The 16,805-nt window shown below is 40.4% G+C and carries 20 protein-coding genes; 1 reads left to right on the plus strand and 19 read right to left on the minus strand.

The annotated features are described in order from the left end of the window. Nucleotides 1-12: 12 nt before the first annotated feature. The 15 genes from recO to rpsU all read right to left on the minus strand — a co-directional run bounded on the left by recO (nt 13) and on the right by rpsU (nt 11,754). Nucleotides 13-762 (minus strand): DNA repair protein RecO, encoded by a 750-nt coding sequence (gene recO, locus PFZ69_RS01825; RefSeq protein ID WP_270179322.1) that lies wholly within the window; start codon nt 760-762, stop codon nt 13-15. Between the two features lie 36 nt (nt 763-798). Further along, the gene (locus PFZ69_RS01830) at nt 799-945 is read right to left on the minus strand and encodes a YqzL family protein (RefSeq protein ID WP_270179323.1); all 147 of its coding nucleotides are present in this window, start codon (nt 943-945) and stop codon (nt 799-801) included. Nucleotides 946-1,046: 101 nt separating this feature from the next. Further along, the gene (gene era, locus PFZ69_RS01835) at nt 1,047-1,955 is read right to left on the minus strand and encodes a GTPase Era (RefSeq protein WP_270179324.1); all 909 of its coding nucleotides are present in this window, start codon (nt 1,953-1,955) and stop codon (nt 1,047-1,049) included. Continuing rightward, nucleotides 1,948-2,346, minus strand: a complete 399-nt coding sequence (locus PFZ69_RS01840; protein WP_270179325.1) for a cytidine deaminase — start codon at nt 2,344-2,346, stop codon at nt 1,948-1,950. The genes era and PFZ69_RS01840 overlap by 8 nt, the downstream gene beginning before the upstream one ends. A 14-nt stretch (nt 2,347-2,360) precedes the next feature. Further along, nucleotides 2,361-2,711, minus strand: a complete 351-nt coding sequence (locus PFZ69_RS01845; RefSeq protein WP_270179326.1) for a diacylglycerol kinase family protein — start codon at nt 2,709-2,711, stop codon at nt 2,361-2,363. A gap of 28 nt (nt 2,712-2,739) precedes the next feature. Continuing rightward, entirely contained in the window at nt 2,740-3,204 is a 465-nt protein-coding gene (ybeY, locus tag PFZ69_RS01850; protein WP_270179327.1) for an rRNA maturation RNase YbeY, read from the minus strand. Further along, nucleotides 3,201-5,327 carry an HD family phosphohydrolase gene (locus PFZ69_RS01855; protein WP_270179328.1) on the minus strand — a complete coding sequence of 709 codons (2,127 nt, stop codon included), beginning with the start codon at nt 5,325-5,327 and terminating at the stop codon, nt 3,201-3,203. Before PFZ69_RS01855 ends, ybeY begins: the two co-directional genes overlap by 4 nt. A 166-nt stretch (nt 5,328-5,493) precedes the next feature. Next, complete coding sequence (locus tag PFZ69_RS01860; RefSeq protein ID WP_270179329.1) at nt 5,494-6,456, minus strand: PhoH family protein; 963 nt, start codon at nt 6,454-6,456, stop codon at nt 5,494-5,496. A gap of 6 nt (nt 6,457-6,462) precedes the next feature. Then, on the minus strand, nt 6,463-7,653 hold the full coding sequence (gene yqfD, locus PFZ69_RS01865) for a sporulation protein YqfD (protein ID WP_333489722.1): 1,191 nt from the start codon (nt 7,651-7,653) through the stop codon (nt 6,463-6,465). Nucleotides 7,654-7,689: 36 nt separating this feature from the next. Beyond that, entirely contained in the window at nt 7,690-7,983 is a 294-nt protein-coding gene (yqfC, locus tag PFZ69_RS01870; protein ID WP_270179330.1) for a sporulation protein YqfC, read from the minus strand. A gap of 142 nt (nt 7,984-8,125) precedes the next feature. Next, on the minus strand, nt 8,126-8,566 hold the full coding sequence (locus tag PFZ69_RS01875) for a hypothetical protein (protein ID WP_270179331.1): 441 nt from the start codon (nt 8,564-8,566) through the stop codon (nt 8,126-8,128). A gap of 27 nt (nt 8,567-8,593) precedes the next feature. Then, nucleotides 8,594-9,583, minus strand: coding sequence for a flotillin-like protein FloA (gene floA / locus PFZ69_RS01880; RefSeq protein ID WP_270179332.1), 990 nt, complete (start codon nt 9,581-9,583; stop codon nt 8,594-8,596). 24 nt (nt 9,584-9,607) lie between these two features. Further along, complete coding sequence (locus tag PFZ69_RS01885) at nt 9,608-10,915, minus strand: NfeD family protein (RefSeq protein WP_442865120.1); 1,308 nt, start codon at nt 10,913-10,915, stop codon at nt 9,608-9,610. A 201-nt stretch (nt 10,916-11,116) separates the two neighbouring features. After that, nucleotides 11,117-11,560 (minus strand): GatB/YqeY domain-containing protein, encoded by a 444-nt coding sequence (locus PFZ69_RS01890; RefSeq protein ID WP_270179334.1) that lies wholly within the window; start codon nt 11,558-11,560, stop codon nt 11,117-11,119. Nucleotides 11,561-11,577: 17 nt separating this feature from the next. Next, nucleotides 11,578-11,754 carry a 30S ribosomal protein S21 gene (gene rpsU, locus PFZ69_RS01895; RefSeq protein ID WP_224593651.1) on the minus strand — a complete coding sequence of 59 codons (177 nt, stop codon included), beginning with the start codon at nt 11,752-11,754 and terminating at the stop codon, nt 11,578-11,580. A gap of 191 nt (nt 11,755-11,945) precedes the next feature. Between rpsU and PFZ69_RS01900 the strand changes: the two genes are divergently transcribed. Next, nucleotides 11,946-12,878 (plus strand): Na/Pi symporter, encoded by a 933-nt coding sequence (locus PFZ69_RS01900; RefSeq protein ID WP_270179335.1) that lies wholly within the window; start codon nt 11,946-11,948, stop codon nt 12,876-12,878. Between the two features lie 36 nt (nt 12,879-12,914). On the opposite strand, the gene deoC is transcribed toward PFZ69_RS01900, so the two are convergent. From deoC to prmA, 4 genes are all read right to left on the minus strand, one after another. After that, on the minus strand, nt 12,915-13,586 hold the full coding sequence (gene deoC, locus PFZ69_RS01905; RefSeq protein WP_270179336.1) for a deoxyribose-phosphate aldolase: 672 nt from the start codon (nt 13,584-13,586) through the stop codon (nt 12,915-12,917). Nucleotides 13,587-13,647: 61 nt separating this feature from the next. Beyond that, nucleotides 13,648-15,003, minus strand: a complete 1,356-nt coding sequence (gene mtaB / locus PFZ69_RS01910; RefSeq protein ID WP_270179337.1) for a tRNA (N(6)-L-threonylcarbamoyladenosine(37)-C(2))-methylthiotransferase MtaB — start codon at nt 15,001-15,003, stop codon at nt 13,648-13,650. 4 nt (nt 15,004-15,007) lie between these two features. Next, nucleotides 15,008-15,760, minus strand: coding sequence for a 16S rRNA (uracil(1498)-N(3))-methyltransferase (locus PFZ69_RS01915; protein WP_270179338.1), 753 nt, complete (start codon nt 15,758-15,760; stop codon nt 15,008-15,010). A gap of 8 nt (nt 15,761-15,768) precedes the next feature. Beyond that, entirely contained in the window at nt 15,769-16,713 is a 945-nt protein-coding gene (gene prmA, locus PFZ69_RS01920; RefSeq protein ID WP_270179339.1) for a 50S ribosomal protein L11 methyltransferase, read from the minus strand. Between the last annotated feature and the right edge of the window lie 92 nt (nt 16,714-16,805).

The following is a 16,805-nucleotide window of genomic DNA, read 5'->3' on the forward strand; positions in this document are numbered from 1 at the left end:
CCAGGGTTTTTGCTATTCAAGCTTAAAACGATCCAACTGCTCAAGAAATCTCTTCGATTTTAAAAAAAGGCCTGAATATGCATCAAAGTACTGGTTTAATACTTCTCTGATTTCTTTCTTTGTTTCTGTCTTTAGAGAAATATTGCCGAGTCGTCCAAGATCCATGTGTGAAAACAGGTGTAGAAGTTCAGCCGTCTTTTTCTTGAGTGGAATATGGTAAGGGTCAATAGACAAACAACGATGGCATAGAAAACCGCCTTCTCGTATAGAGAATTCAAACTTCCCATTGTCTAACCCGCAATTTACGCAAGAACTTAGCTGAGGATTGATTCCTGCAACACGCAACATTTTAAGTTCGAAAATAAACAGTACGACTTCTGGATCCTTCTCTTCATCTAGCGCATGCATGACCTGATAAAGCATTTCAAACAAGTACGGATTTGGTTTGTTATCTTCCGTTAACTTATCAACGAGCTCGACAGCGTAAGCTGCATAGGATGTTAAAAACAAATCATTACGTATTGAACGGAAGGAGTCGATCGGTTCACCTTGATTTAACCCACCAAGTCCTGATGTGTGGTGATATAAGTAATGTCCGTATACAAATAGTTGAGAAACGGAAGAAAGACGGCTTTTTGGTTTTTTTGCGCCTCTTGCCATGACGCCAACCTTACCCGTCTCTCTTGTATAAAGAGTAATTATTTTGTTGGTTTCTCCATAATCAACCGTTCTTATCACAATACCTTCTACTTTTTTCAACAAGGAGCTTCACCAACCCATTCCTTGTCTCTAATTCCATCACAATGTCAAGTGTGTACGAGGCACCTCTTCATGTTCTATCAGTGGCTCAGCATCTTCTGTATCCAGGCATTCCATTTCCTTTAAAAGAAGATAAGTATCGATGTTTCCTGTTTCACAAAACACTTTCCAGGTAAATTCCAACATCTCAGATCCCACCTTTCAATTTGTAAAAAGTTTTCCTCTTACTAAGTAGCTTGACCTTTGTTATGTTGGTTTATGTGATGGAATATTTGACAAATTTTATCTTAATAATCGTCTTCTTTATAGCCGTAGTCTCTGAGTGAAGTCATTTTGTTTCTCCAATCCTTCACTACTTTTACCCAGATTTCCATGTAAACCCTTGATCCTAACAACGATTCGATATCTTTTCTTGCTCTCTTTCCAATCTCTTTAAGCATCTTTCCTTGTTTTCCAATGATGATACCTTTTTGAGAAGACCGCTCTACAACGACGGTTACGTGGATATCGATCACATCTGATCCTTCTCGCTGTTTCATTTGTTCGGTTACAACAGTTACGGAATGAGGAATTTCTTCTCTCGTTAAATGAAGGACTTTCTCCCTAACAAGTTCAGAAACAATAAACCGTTCTGGATGGTCTGTAACATGGTCACTAGGGTAGTATTGAGGACCTTCTTCCATATAACTAATAACCTGTTCGAGTAAGGTATTCACATTGTTTCCTTGCAAAGCAGAAATAGGAACGACTTCTGCAAATGAATATTTATCTTTATAAAAATCGATCAATGGAAATAGTTCATCTGGATGAACTTGGTCAATTTTATTAATGACTAGGAAAACAGGACTATCGACGTTTTGTAAACGTTCGATGATGTATTGATCTCCTGCTCCATATCCTTCTTCAGCGTTGATCACAAATAGGATAAGATCAACTTCATTCAGCGAGCTCTGGGCCATTTTTATCATAAAATCGCCTAATTTATGCTTAGGTTTATGGATTCCTGGAGTATCGATGAAGACAACTTGTGCATCGTTCGATGTATAAACTCCTTGTACTTTGTTTCGTGTTGTTTGTGCTTTATCACTCATAATGGCGATTTTTTGGCCAATCACGTGGTTCAATAACGTCGATTTACCAACATTTGGCCTGCCGATTATGGAAACAAAGCCCGATTTAAACGCTTCTTTACTCATTTAAGTCCTCCGGTGAAAATGCGCCAGGAAGCAATTCACTGACTGTTAATTCTTGAATTTGTCCATCTAGATTAGTAAGGATCACTTGCATAGCTGGGTCACATAGTTCAGAGATAACCTGTCGACACGCTCCACACGGAGGTACTGGTCGGTTCGTATCTGCAACGACTGCAATCGCGCTATATTTCGTGTGACCTTCTGAATATGCTTTAAATAGAGCGGTTCGTTCAGCACAATTACACATACTGTACGCAGCATTCTCAATGTTACACCCGCCAAATACAGTACCATCTTCTGATAGTAATGCTGCTCCTACTTTGAATTTCGAATATGGCACATATGCCATTTCTCTTGCTTTTCTTGCCTCTTCTATCAACATTTTTTTATCCATATTTTGTAGCCTCCTTATGACTGTAACAAACGTGTGATTGGTTCAAAAAATAGAAGGAATCCGATTATAACCGAAATAATCGCAAAAAGAAAGACTGCTGCTGCTGATACATCTTTTGCTACCTTAGCTATAGGATGCTCTTCTTCCGTAACCAAATCAACCACTCTTTCGATGCCTGTATTTAGGGCTTCAATACTTAACATGATTCCGATCACACATAGTAGGATACTCATTTTCACTAATGATAAGTTTAGAATGAGTCCCATGATTAGTACGATCATCCCTACGATGAGGTGAAATAGAAAGTTTTGCTCATTTCGAATTAAATAGTTGAACCCTTGTGACGCGTACTTGAAGCTATTCAAAAATCGTGTAAGCCTGGATTTTGAGTTCCTATCGTGTAAGTCCATATTGCTCCAGAATGTCCTTCTGTTTATCAAACATTTCCTTTTCGTCTTCTTCAGTCATATGGTCGTAACCTAGTAGATGAAGAAACCCATGAACAGTAAGGAAACCTAGCTCTCTTTCGAAACTATGGTTATATTCATTTGCTTGTTCTGAAATTTTCTCTACACAAATCACAATTTCACCGAGTAAGTGAGGGAAATCTTCACCGAAAATAACCGGATCTTCTTCACCATCATCCAGTGCAAATGAGATAACATCTGTAGCATAATCCTTGCCGCGGTATTCTCGGTTGATCTCAGTAATTCTATCTGCATCAACGAATGTAATGGACAGTTCACTACCCTCTACTTCTTCTTTTTCTGCTGCATAACTAAGTAAATCATTGATCAGCTTAAAATGTTCCTCTGTTATCTTCTCTGTTTCATCAAGAAATTCTATTTCTATGCTCATGATGTCACCTTCTTTTTTATTTCTGTTGGATACTCGATTCTACTATGAAAGATGCCGTTTAAGGTTTCGAGTATCGTTTTGGCTACAATATCGAGCTCCCTCAGTGATAGATCACACTCATCGAATTGTCCATCTTCGAGCCTTTCTGTGATGATCTTCTTAACGAGCGTCTCAATTTTGTCAGGACTCGGCTTCGGCATAGACCTTACAGCAGCCTCAATACAATCTGCGATTCCTACAACAGCAGCTTCCTTTGTTTGTGCTTTAGGACCTGGGTAACGGAAATCTGATTCTGGAATTCCATGGTCTGTATGCTCGAGTGCTTTGTAATAAAAATATTTCAACAAACTTGTACCATGATGTTGTTCAGCAATATCCACGATTTCCTTCGGAAGGCGATGTTTCCTTAACATATCTGCTCCATCCGTAGCATGAGAGATTATGATCGTTTTACTCAACTGCGGAGCAATCTTATCATGTGGATTTTCCATGTTCATTTGGTTTTCAATAAAAAAGTGAGGTCTCTTCGTTTTCCCAATATCGTGATAATACGCTCCAACTCTAGCTAAAAGTCCGTTCGCTCCAATCGCCTCACAAGCAGCTTCAGATAAATTTGCGACCATGACACTATGATGATACGTTCCTGGCGTTTCAACGAGTATTTTTCTTAAAAGAGGATGATTCGGACTTGATAGCTCGATTAACCTGGTAGTGGATACAATTCGAAACCCAGCTTCAAAAAATGGCATCAACCCTAATGTAAGAACAGATGATAGAAACCCGGATAGGAAAGCGAATATCATATGGTATCCGATTTCAACACCACCATATTGACCATTCTTCAACATTAATAATATTGCCACAGATAGAATGTTTATCAATGAAACGAGCAAACCAGCCTTAAGAATATTCGAGCGGAGGTTTCTTCTACCAAGAAAAAACACACCGGACAACGAACTCATGAGTACATAAAAGGAAAGTGAAGCGTTCATAGGTCCAGTGATTTCTCCATTAAAAAACACACCTGCACATACAGCGAACAATAGACTGGAAGCGATTGCAATCTGCTCATTAAACAACATCTTTATAAGCATAGATCCTACAGCCGCTGGTACGATGTATGTAATACCAGGAAACTCGACCGTACCGAGTAGACTAGAAAGTTTCAATACGAGCAAGGTACTAAAAAACACTAGTACAATAATTAAAAGATTCGTGTTTTTCGTACGCACCCGATCTTCAATATCTTGAACGAAATAATATAAATAACCTGTTAGCAACAGGACGAGTAATGCTAAACCGATATATGGGATGGGATCGAAGCCGTCATCTAACAGCCCTGCTAGTCTAAGATTGTCCATCACTTCTCTATTGATGATCATACCTTCTTGAACGATGATCTGACCCTCTCGAATCATAACAGGTTGAACGGATTCAATCGCTTCCTGCCGACTTTGCTCAGTTAATTCAGGGTCTAAAAAATAGTTAGGAACGATTGCCTGTTGAGCAACTGTTATCATAGCTTGTTTTTGATTCTTTGGCAAAGAAGTTAACGATAAGCTCGTTTCAACATCGCTTTGTGCTTGTTCTAGGTTGTCGATCGAAACTTTATCTGTCATTACTTCCATCACTTCAGAAAGCGTAAGTTCCTTAATTAAGCTGATCTGAGTACGTTCTGCTTCTAATAATGGTTTCAGCGTATCATTGCTAATATCTTCTGCCATAGAAGATGATAAAAGTGTTCTTAATTCTGTTAGTTGTTCTGTGACCGTTTTATCGCCTTCTTCAGTCATCTTTACTTTCTCGATTCCTGAGAACAAGTCATTGAGATTGTCTACTTGACCTTGCAGCACTTCATCTCTATAAACATATTTGCCTTCGATTTGAGCGGCTTTGGAACGTGCTTCTTCAGTTGCTTTTCTATTTTCGATCGTAATCGGTGAAGCAATATCATGATTGGCTCTTGAATACAAAGAAATATTTAAAGACTCTGGTATTACATTTGAAAGCATGGTTACGTACATAACGATTGCAGCTACAGCATATAACGACCACTTGGTTATTTGACCACCTTCAAGATGACGGAGATTATGCTGGATAAAGCTCTTAATCCTCGTAAACATCAATTGCTTCACCTCACAGATTTAACCCTTAACACGAATACCCTTCTAATATTTTATCAGAATTCTCTTCAAAAAGGATGAGAATAGACAAAATAAGCACATCAAACAGCTTTTCAAAACAAAAACTACCCAAGCTCTATTTGTGTAGAACTCAGGTAGTTTATGATTACTTATCGGTATGTTCGTACGCGTCAATAATCCTTTGAACGAGAGGATGACGTACAACATCCGTTTGCTGAAGATAGATGAACGAAACATCTTTCACTCGATTCAATATTTTTTCGGCTGCAGCGAGTCCAGACTCTTTGCCTTTTGGTAAGTCGATCTGTGTGATATCACCAGTGATAACCATCTTAGAACCGAACCCTAATCTTGTTAAGAACATTTTCATTTGTTGAGATGTGGTATTCTGAGCTTCGTCTAGAATAACGTAGCTATCATCAAGTGTTCTACCTCTCATATATGCTAACGGGGCAATTTCAATCGTCCCACGCTCAATTAAGCGTGAGGTTTGTTCAACTCCTAACACATCGTGCAAAGCGTCATATAAAGGGCGTAAATAAGGATCGACCTTCTCTTTTAAATCACCCGGCAGGAAACCTAAGCTCTCCCCAGCTTCCACAGCAGGACGAGTTAACACGATCTTCTTTACTTGATTATATTTTAATGCTGCTACCGCCATTACGACAGCTAGATAGGTTTTCCCTGTACCTGCGGGCCCTATTCCAAATACTAAGTCGTTTTTCTTCATAGCAGACACATAGTGACGTTGCCCTAAAGTTTTGACTTTAATAGGTTTACCTTTTGCGTTCGTAGTGATTTCTTCTTGATAGAGCTCAAGGAGCTGCTCGATCATGCCTTGTTGAACAAGTTGACATGCATATACAACATCTCTGCCAGAGATGCTAGCTCCTCGTTTAATAAGTGACTGAAGGGTGGACATAACGTCCTTCACCATATCAACAGCCTCTTCGCTGCCTTTTACAGTTATCCCTTCACCACGCGTAACCAGTGAAACCTCTAGTGCTTCTTCGATTATTTTGAGATGCTCATCTCCTGGACCAAATAGAGTCTGAGCTTCGTTAGAATTTTCTAATTGTAATGATAAGTCAACAACTCGTTCTGTCAATAGACCTCAATCTCCTTGAACAATAGGTATATTTTTTCCAATTTCCTCTATCACTTCAAAGTGTATCTTTACGTTTACTTTACCATTCTCTACCTTCTCGTGCAAAATCTTTTCTGTTTTAATTTCAGCATCTTCCGCTGTTTTATCCTTAATGTCTTCACGAGCAACAGTCAGTGCTGCATCAACCGCTTCTTTATTTGTATATGTTCGCTCGACCTCTTTCGTTTCTAACATATGCTTGAATGAAATCGAAATTGGCAATTGCCATTTAAGAAAGCGGAAATTTGTTTCGCGCTCGTTCACTTCGTAATGCTTAAAATCGGGTGCTTTAAATCCCCAAATAGGAATATTGAACCCATAAACACGGAAAGAATAATTCGTTTTGCTCTCACCCGTGTGCGTCACAAATGAAGAGTTTAGTGGAATATCAACAGATGAGACGTACCATGTTCTACCGTAAACTTTTCCTCTAGCAGGAACGAGTTGGCTTTTTTCTTCTTTCCCAATAAACCCTGATATTAATAACTGACCTGGTTTTACATATGCATTTTCCTTCACTTTAGCTTGACCCTCTTCAACGTACATTTTCGTAATCACAGCTTTCTTTTTTGCAACGATATGTCTAGGATCTGCGGCAGGCTCTTTTTCAGGAAGTTGTTTCTGAACAACCTGAAAATGATAAGAGGTTCCATTTCGTTTAACACCGATCCATGTCACTTCTTTCAAACTTTCTGAGAGCTCCTGCTGGATTTCCTGGTTGGTAGGAAGCTGGAAAATGAACTTCCCTTTTTTGATACCAAGTTCATACGCAGCTTTTCTAAGCTTGTGCTCTACTTCAGGTGAGGCACCATTAACGGAGATTGCCCAGACCATATTGGATAAAATCAAGATCAATAAAATAGAACCGATTACTCCAGCAAGAAACCCTCTAGATGTAACAATTCTTTGAACCATAAACGGAAATCCTTTTCGCTCATGGATTCTAACCTTACATCTCGTCCTTTTTAAATGTGGTCTTATCCTCCTAATATCAGAAATATATAAGGATAATACGATTGTTTGTTCATCTATGCGTTTGATATTCCAGATGGGAATGCCGTATTCGATACAGCGGTTAATAAACAATTCAGTATAACTTCCCACGACTTTAATCCGAACGTATCCTGAAAAGAGTTCTCGAATATATTCTTTCATCATTGACCCCCTGTATTCAGTTCGGGTCTTGAAAGCCCCCTACAAGTCTTCAGGTCTCTCAAGGTAGGAAACGTGTTCGATTTTTCCCTCGAGCAAAATTTCCTCTGGCAGTATCGTTTTTAGCATGAAGTCTTTTCCTTTTATCAACAACTGACCCTGTTTTAGGAGGAGTCGTACTTCTTCATTAGAAAATTTTAATACACCCTGGTGGTTTTCTATGTAAATATGAAGCTGTCCCACCATTGTGATACGCGGTAAGTCCATGACTGCATCTGCAGGAAGCTTTAATCTACTCGTTAACCATCCCTTTAGGCCATGCCTCCATTTTGCCATGGATACTCCCCCTTTCATCTCATCTTTATGATATTCAAAGCCAAACTATCACTTTTTCATAAAAGTACTCTAAACCATTTTCCATACAAAAAAGCCGCCGAGTTTTTCTCGACGGCTTAATAAGATGAATGAGACCTCTATATTACCTTCTGGAATTCTTCATCTTCATCATTGAAGGATGCGGGTTTTTTGACCGTGGAGGTCCGAGGATCTCTGACCAGATAACCCCTTTCTTAACATCCTTCTTCTTTATAGAAATTCCACCAAACTCACGGTGCTTTGAAGAATTTGGCTTATACACCTTAAGTTCTTCAGACGCATTATCTCTAGATGAGATACGTTCTAAAGCCTCTTCGTAAGCATCATACTGCTCCGGTTTTAAATCAAAGCTCTGCTCTGAAGAGTTGTCCTCGTATGAATAGGGATTCTCCTGATTTGGCCCTATGCTTCGTCTAGGACCAGAAGGAGGCTTTGTTTCCTCTTCCTCCGAGCCCATTCGCTTGAAGAAACTTAAGATCCCTCCGATTGCAATAATTACGAAAACGATGTTATTTAACAGTAATTCAATAATACCCTCCAACATCGTCACCTCCATCTGCTGAGAGGATTATTAACGATCATCCTCATCTTCTTCTTGATCTGATTTTCCAATCATATCGCGCATATCAGTATCGGCTTCAATGTTTTTTAGGTTCATATAATCCATTACACCAATATTCCCTGAACGCAGTGCCTCTGCCATAGCCATTGGTACTTCGGCTTCAGCTTCCACAACTTTCGCTCTCATTTCTTCAACTCTTGCTCTCATCTCTTGCTCTTGAGCAACAGCCATCGCACGGCGCTCTTCTGCCTTCGCTTGTGCAATATTCTTGTCTGCTTCTGCCTGATCAGTTTGAAGTACAGCTCCAATGTTTTTACCGATATCGATATCTGCAATATCGATCGACAAAATTTCAAATGCTGTTCCTGCATCCAAACCTTTTGATAGAACGGTTTGAGAAATCATATCTGGATTTTCCAGTACCTTCTTATGATCGTGAGAAGAACCGATTGTACTTACGATCCCTTCTCCAACCCTAGCAATAACAGTCTCTTCACCAGCACCACCCACAAGGCGGTCGATGTTTGCACGTACTGTAATTCTTGCTTTCGCTTTTACTTCGATCCCATCCATCGCAACACCAGCGATAAACGGAGTTTCGATAACTTTTGGATTAACACTCATTTGAACAGCATCAAGCACATCACGACCTGCAAGGTCAATTGCTGCACAACGCTCGAAGCTAAGTTCGATGTTAGCACGGTGGGCAGCGATCAACGCGTTTACAACTCGGTCAACGTTACCACCCGCTAAGTAATGACTCTCTAATTGGTTCGTACTCAGATCAAGACCTGCTTTAACAGCCTTGATAAGAGGGTTAATAACACGTGATGGAATAACACGTCTTAATCTCATTCCTACAAGATTAAAAATACTTACCCTTACACCAGCTGCGAGAGCTGAAATCCATAGCATTACCGGTACAAATGTGAATAAGATCGCAAGACCAATAATCACAAGACCGACTATAATGATCAAACCTAATGAACCTGTATCCATTGTTTTCCTCCCTATAATTCCTTTTTATTTGTTAACGGTTCGAACAACAATGCGCGATCCGTTGACTTTCGTAATCGTAATAGTGGTACCTACTGGTATATAATCACCTTCTGTAACAACGTCCAATCGTTCATCACCGAAATCTGCTATTCCAGCAGGCCGTAATGGCGTCACCGTAGTACCTTCATTTCCAATCAGCTCATTTCGAGAGACGTTCGATACATACCCTTGCTCTGACTTGGTAGAATCAGATAGAACGATCTTTTTGAAAAAACCTCGATAGCCAAATAATTTGATAAAGAGGTAAGAGCCGCCGATTGTTATTGCCACTGCTAACAGAACTGCAATCAATACATACTGTAATGACTGACCTGAGCCAAGCACGATGCTCCCCACAATTCCTAATGCTCCCAATACACCGAATATACCGAAGCCCGGCATAAAGATTTCCACAAGAATTAGGACGATACCAGTTATTAACAACAAGATAGATTCCCACCCTGCAAAACCGGCTATCATATGTCCAAAAAAGAATAGCAATAGTGCACCTGCACCCATGAATCCAGGGATCCCAAAACCTGGAGAATAGAGCTCCAATACGAGACCTAAACTCCCAATAGAAAGTAAGATGGGTATGATGATTGGATTTGTAACGAACCTAGCTATCTTTTCAGCTATGGTGACTTCAGCATCCATCATTTTTGCATCAGAAAGATTAAGTATTTGCACTAACTCTGTCCTGTCCTCAGCAGTACCTTCGGAGTACCCCACTTCACTAGCTTCCACATCATTAAGGGTCAATAATTCCCCTTTTGGTGCGTTGTACTTAGGTAGATCAACGTCTGGATCAGCCATTGCAAGCGCGATTTCTGGGTCACGATCGTTCAATTCAGCTGCTGATTTCATCGCTGCATGCCAAAACGACTCAGCTTTCTTACCAGCAGTATTACCTGATTGATCGATTATAGCCGCTGATCCCATCAATGCACCTGGCTCCATTATGATTTGATCTGTATTGAGAGCTATATAAGCACCGGCAGATAAAGCTCTATCAGCGATATACGCAGTGATCGGTACGTCTGTTGCTTTGATTATTTCACCAATATTATCCGCAGCGTTTACTGCACCACCAGGCGTATCTATTTCTAGAACAATATGGTCTGCACCAGCTTCTTCAGCATCCTCGATCGATCGCTTCAAAAATGCCTCTAGACCACGTTCAACTTCCTGCTCAACAGGTATAAAATAAACGACCTGTCCTTCTCCTTGCCCGTTTGCACTTTGTCCAAAGAACGAGAATCCAATAGCCATTAAGACCGCGATGATTCCCATTAGCTTGATGGCGTCATTTCTGATGTCAATCCCTCCTTTCAAGCTTTCTATATATACGGATCAACTCACAAACAGGTTTCAAAAATGTATGTAATTTACTATAAGTATGACAAATTGAATAAGGAAAAGCTAGCAAGAATTGTGACACAATACATAAAAACACGCCCTGCTTACACAGGGCGTGATTTAGCTTGATCATATTTATGATAAGTTCTTTTGTACAAGGCGATTTACAAGTCCGCCGTCCGCTTTGCCTTTTACTTTAGGCATAAGCGCACCCATTACCTTACCCATTTCCTGTTTGGAAGTAGCACCAGTTTCTGCAATCACTTGCTGAACTAGTGTTTCGACTTCCTCTTCAGACAATTGTTTCGGCAGGTAGGCAGTTAAAATCGACAGCTCTTCATCGAGATTCTGCACAAGATCACTTCGACCAGCTTTGTCAAATTCTTGGAGGGAGTCTTTGCGTTGCTTAACTTCGCGAGTGAGAACGGTAAGTTCTTCCTCTTCCGTCAGGTCATGACCCAATTTAATGGACTCATTCTGAAGTGAAGATTTCACCATACGAATAACAGATAGTTTCTGCTTTTCCTTGTTCTTCATCGCTACTTTCATATCTGCTGTTAAACGGTCATTTAGACTCACTGACCTAACACCCTCTCTTAGAACTTACGCTTTTTCCTTGCTGCCTCAGATTTCTTTTTACGCTTTACACTTGGCTTTTCATAGTGCTTGCGCTTCTTAACTTCAGCCAAAGTGCCTTCTTTAGAAACCGTTCTCTTGAAGCGACGCAGAGCATCATCGATCGACTCGTTCTTACGCACGCGAGTTTCCGCCATCTCTATCCCTCCCTCCAAAACATACACAATCATAACACATGACTTTCTAACAAAGACATGTCACCTGCAATTATAATACATGCCGAACGGTTTATCAACATTTCTTTATTTGATTTTTTTATGTTAATAAAAAACAAGCATGTGTTTCCGGTCCTGTCCATACACTTTTTATGGAGAGGAGATGGCGAGATATGAGTCCCTACGTGGCATCGTTTATCGTTTTTATCAGTATCTTTCTATTTGGTATGGCGATTCTTCGCATCGGCCTCCAAACGTTTTCTCAAGCTAAGGTTGAGAGACTGTTAACCTCGATGACAGCAACTCCTTTTCGAGGTCTCATCATGGGGATGCTCGTGACCGCCCTCATCCAGAGCAGTTCAGCTGTCATGGTTATAACTGTAGGGCTGATCGCCACAAAGCTGTTAACATTTAGACAATCAATCGGTATTATACTCGGTGCTAACATCGGTACTACGATTACAGCAGAACTAATGACATTGAATCCTGATCAGTTTACGATACCTTTATTGATTGTAGGCTTCATCTTCTTACAGATTAGAAAACAAATCCTTTTTAGTATCGGAACAGTTTTGTTTGGACTAGGATGTATCTTTGTCTCGATGCACGGGCTTGAAGCAATGTCCATTCCGCTATCATCTTTATCTTTTTTCGATCACATTATTAACGAAACGAACACGAGTTTACTCTACGGGATAGGAATTGGAACGATCCTTACTGCGCTTATTCAATCGAGCTCAGCTACGACTGGAATTACAATGAGTTTCATCAATCAAGATTTGCTCACACTTCCTTCTGCAATTGCGATTTTATATGGAGCTAACATCGGCACTTGTGTAACTGCATGGCTCGCAAGTATCGGAAGTTCGAGAGAAGCAAAATTATCAGCTTATGCACACATTTGGATCAATGTTCTTGGTGTATTGTTGTTTTATCCTTTAATCGACGTGTTCAGTAGAATGGTGGAATACGTTACCACATTACCAGATGTGCAACTCGCTCACGTCTCAATCATATTCAATGTGTTTTCATCCCTGCTTTTCTTACCTTTAGCCGGCATCCTTGCTACTATGATCGAACGCCTACATGGCGGCAAGGCAATATAAAAAACCAATCCCTAGGGATTGGTTTTTTAGTTACTCTTAATAATCTGTGTCAGCAGTTTCGCCTTGTACGATTTTTACTCCTGCGCTTGCACCGATACGAGTAGCACCAGCATCGATCATTGCTTGAGCTCCTGCAAGGTCACGTACGCCACCTGAAGCTTTAACGCCGATTTCAGGTCCAACAGTTTCTCTCATAAGCTTAATATCTTCAGGAGTTGCACCACCAGTAGAGAATCCAGTAGAAGTTTTCACGTAATCTGTTCCAGCTTTAACAGCTAGTTCACAAGCACGCTTCTTCTCTTCGTCAGTTAGAAGGCACGTTTCGATGATAACTTTTACAAGTGCTTTGCCTTTTGCTGCTTCTACAACTGCGTTGATGTCGTTAACGATATAGTCATCGTTACCCGCTTTTAACTCAGCGATATTGATTACCATATCCACTTCAGTTGCACCTTTTTCGATCGCATCTTTCGTTTCAAATGCTTTTGTTTCTGTAGTCGTAGCTCCAAGAGGGAAACCGATTACTGTACATACTTTCGCTTCTGCACCCTTAAGCATGTCAGCTGCTAATGTAATCCATGTAGGGTTTACACATACAGATGCAAAATTAAACTCTCTTGCTTCTTGACAAAGCTTTTCTACTTGCTCACGAGTAGTATCAGGTTTAAGTGCAGTGTGATCGATCATGTTTGCTAGTTCTTGGTTCATTTCATATCATCCTTCCAAATCTTATGTATGCCGAAACTTAAGGAGTTCGGCAGTCCTTAATTTATAATGATGCAACAGCTGAAGCTGGTTCCTCTTCGTTCATCACTCTAACAAACTGTCCTTCGTTATAAGGATATCCAGCTTTCGTGATCTTTACTTTAACGATCTTACCAATCATTTCTTCAGAAGCTTCAACAATTACCTTCATATAGTTAGCAGTATACCCTACATATAAGTTAGATTCAGGTGAATCTTTGAATTTTTCTTCGGGAATTACTTCCAGTACTTCACCTTCATATTGAGAAGCATATTCTTTTGCAAGCTGATTCGAAAGCTCAATTAATTGATGAACGCGTTTATTCTTCACTTCTTCATCAACCTGATCATCCATTCTTGCAGCAGGTGTTCCTGTACGTTTAGAAAATGGGAAAACGTGCAGTTCTGAGAATTTGTGTTTCGAAATAAAATCATATGTTTCCTTAAACTCTTCGTCAGTTTCACCAGGGAAGCCAACGATCACATCAGACGTAATCGCGAGTCCAGGTAGAGCCTTTTTCAAACGTTCAAGACGTTCTCCGAACATTTCCATCGTATATTTTCTTCTCATTCTTTGAAGAACCGTATTCGATCCAGACTGAAGTGGAATATGGAGGTGTGGCACAACTTTGTCCGAAGCATTCAATACTTCTATAACTTCGTCAGTAACTTGGCTAGCTTCGATTGAAGAGATCCTTATACGCTTCAATCCATCCACTTTTGCGTCCAAATCACGTAAAAGTTGAGCAAAGTTGTAATCTTTAAGGTCTTCACCATATCCTGCTGTATGGATGCCTGTAAGAACGATCTCCTTGTATCCAGCTTGAACAAGCTGTTGCGCCTGTTCGATAACTGCTTCTGGTTCTCTAGAGCGTAAGAGGCCTCTAGCCCATGGAATGATACAGAACGTACAGAAATTATTACAACCTTCTTGAATCTTCAAGGATGCACGAGTCCTGTCAGTAAAGGCAGGTACCTCTAGTTCTTCATATACTCGAGCCTTCATAATATTGCTTACGCCGTTTACAGGCTCTCTTTCTCGTTTATATTGTTCGATATAATCGAGCATTTTAACTCTGTCTTGTGTACCAACTACAACGTCTACCCCTGGTATAGCCATTATTTCTGCAGGGGACGTTTGTGCGTAGCAGCCCGTAACACAGATGACTGCATCTGGGTTCTTTCTGATCGCACGCCTAATAACCTGGCGACTCTTCTTGTCACCAGTATTCGTAACCGTACACGTATTGATTACATATACGTCCGAAGCATGATCGAACTCGACTCTTTCATAGTCTTGTTCTTTAAATAACTGCCATATCGCTTCCGTTTCATAATGATTAACTTTACAACCTAATGTATGGAAAGCAACTGAAGGCATAGGATCACCTCATTAATTCAAAATGATATGAGATTGCTGCAAGTACATATAAAGCAGCCGTCTCAGTTCGCAAAATTCGTGGACCCAGACCACAGGAAGTAAAACCTGACTCTTCAAGTTTTCTTACTTCATTGTCTGAGAGACCACCCTCAGGACCAAATACAACTAGGAAACGGTCATTCTCATTCGCTTGTTGAAGCGTTTGAGCAAGTTTTGAAGATTCTCCAGCTTTTGCTTCTTCTTCAAAAGCAATGATCTTATGGTCATAAGACTCGCTTAATGCGATAAGCTGTGAGAGCGTACAAGGCTCATCGATTGCGGGAATCGTCGTTCGGTGAGATTGTTCAGCGGCTTCTTTTGCAATCTTATTTAACCTTTGTAGCTTTTTGTCGCTTTTTTGCTTATCCCATTTTACAATAGAACGCTCTGCTTTAAAAGGAACAAACTGATCTGCTCCAAGCTCTGTGCCTTTTTGGATGACCAACTCCAGTTTATCCCCTTTTGGTAAACCTTGAACGATGGTCACACATAGAGGCAGTTGCTTGTCTTCATCTAACCATCGAACAGGCTTTGCTAACACCTGACCCTGTTCCACACTTGTTAATTCGCATACAGCTGATTGTCCAGAAGAAGAACAAACGATGATTTCATCGCCCGCCTCCATCCTCATGACTTTAGCTATATGCTTGACATCTTCACCGTCTATCTTAATCGTCTCATCATTAATGGTAGCATCTCGAATGAAATATCTTTGCATCGAATTCCCTACTCGACGGGCTTTCTAGCTATGAAAGCAACCCAGTCTTCCATTTGGAGAGTTTCCTCTATTACAAGACCTTGTTCCATAATCGACTGCTTAACTTCTTGCTTTTTCGCAGTAATAATACCTGAAGTAATGAAGGCTCCACCAGGCTTAAGTACTCTCGCTACATCATCAGTAAAACGCACTATGATTTCCGATAGAAGGTTTGCAACGACCACGTCATACGTGTCCTCTACATTATCAAGTAAGTTGTTCTGTCTGACATCTATCTTATTATGAATCTTATTAAGTTTTGCGTTTAAGTACGCACTCTTAACAGCGATATCATCAAGATCTAACGCCTCAACAGTCTCAGCTCCGAGGCTTGCAGCGGCAATACTTAATACTCCAGAGCCAGTTCCAACATCAATCACCTTTTGACCAGGTTCGATAATTCTTTCAAGCGCTTGAACGCACATGACAGTAGTCGGATGAGTTCCTGTACCAAACGCCATTCCTGGATCAAGTTCAATAATGATCTCATCTGTATTAACCGGCGTGTACTCTTCCCAAGTTGGAGTGATGGTTATTCGCTCAGATATTTTGACTGGCTTATAGTATTTCTTCCAAGCTGTTGCCCACTCTTCTTCGTTTACTTCACTAATCTGAACTGTGTTTCGTCCAAGGTCGATATCATACACAAGCAACCCATTGATCGCTTCCTTTATTTGTTCAACGGTTTCACCAAGAAAACTATTCACAGGTAAGTATGCTTTAAGAACAACCCCTTCTTCAGGGTAATCATCTGGATTAAGCTGGTAGACTTCTCCGAACGAGGTATCCCAAACTTTAACAAGGTCCATAGGGTCTTCTATAACCACCCCACTTGCACCGGCTTCATGCAATATATTCGATATTGCTTCTATCGCTTCATTTGTTGTATGAATGCTAATCTCAGACCATTTCATTCATTTCCACTCCTCTTTGGATCCTTTTTTCTCGGAAAGGAAACAGGCAGGTCTAATCACTAGACCTGCTTCCTGTTACCAGCTTTCTCCTT

Source organism: Alkalihalobacillus sp. CinArs1, assembly GCF_947387515.1.
Classification (GTDB): domain Bacteria; phylum Bacillota; class Bacilli; order Bacillales; family Guptibacillaceae; genus Guptibacillus.

Coding starts and splice junctions, on each gene's coding strand:
- yqfC (WP_270179330.1), bottom strand. CDS start 7,983: ATGGCAAAATGGAGGCATGGCCTAAAGGGATGGTTAACGAGTAGATTA.
- rpsU (WP_224593651.1), bottom strand. CDS start 11,754: ATGGCGGAAACTCGCGTGCGTAAGAACGAGTCGATCGATGATGCTCTG.
- yqfD (WP_333489722.1), bottom strand. CDS start 7,653: ATGATGAAAGAATATATTCGAGAACTCTTTTCAGGATACGTTCGGATT.
- floA (WP_270179332.1), bottom strand. CDS start 9,583: ATGGATACAGGTTCATTAGGTTTGATCATTATAGTCGGTCTTGTGATT.
- PFZ69_RS01830 (WP_270179323.1), bottom strand. CDS start 945: ATGTTGGAATTTACCTGGAAAGTGTTTTGTGAAACAGGAAACATCGAT.
- mtaB (WP_270179337.1), bottom strand. CDS start 15,003: ATGCCTTCAGTTGCTTTCCATACATTAGGTTGTAAAGTTAATCATTAT.
- era (WP_270179324.1), bottom strand. CDS start 1,955: ATGAGTAAAGAAGCGTTTAAATCGGGCTTTGTTTCCATAATCGGCAGG.
- deoC (WP_270179336.1), bottom strand. CDS start 13,586: ATGAACCAAGAACTAGCAAACATGATCGATCACACTGCACTTAAACCT.
- PFZ69_RS01915 (WP_270179338.1), bottom strand. CDS start 15,760: ATGCAAAGATATTTCATTCGAGATGCTACCATTAATGATGAGACGATT.
- PFZ69_RS01855 (WP_270179328.1), bottom strand. CDS start 5,327: ATGTTTACGAGGATTAAGAGCTTTATCCAGCATAATCTCCGTCATCTT.
- PFZ69_RS01885 (WP_442865120.1), bottom strand. CDS start 10,915: ATGGGAATCATCGCGGTCTTAATGGCTATTGGATTCTCGTTCTTTGGA.
- ybeY (WP_270179327.1), bottom strand. CDS start 3,204: ATGAGCATAGAAATAGAATTTCTTGATGAAACAGAGAAGATAACAGAG.
- PFZ69_RS01840 (WP_270179325.1), bottom strand. CDS start 2,346: ATGGATAAAAAAATGTTGATAGAAGAGGCAAGAAAAGCAAGAGAAATG.
- PFZ69_RS01875 (WP_270179331.1), bottom strand. CDS start 8,566: ATGTTGGAGGGTATTATTGAATTACTGTTAAATAACATCGTTTTCGTA.
- prmA (WP_270179339.1), bottom strand. CDS start 16,713: ATGAAATGGTCTGAGATTAGCATTCATACAACAAATGAAGCGATAGAA.
- PFZ69_RS01900 (WP_270179335.1), top strand. CDS start 11,946: ATGAGTCCCTACGTGGCATCGTTTATCGTTTTTATCAGTATCTTTCTA.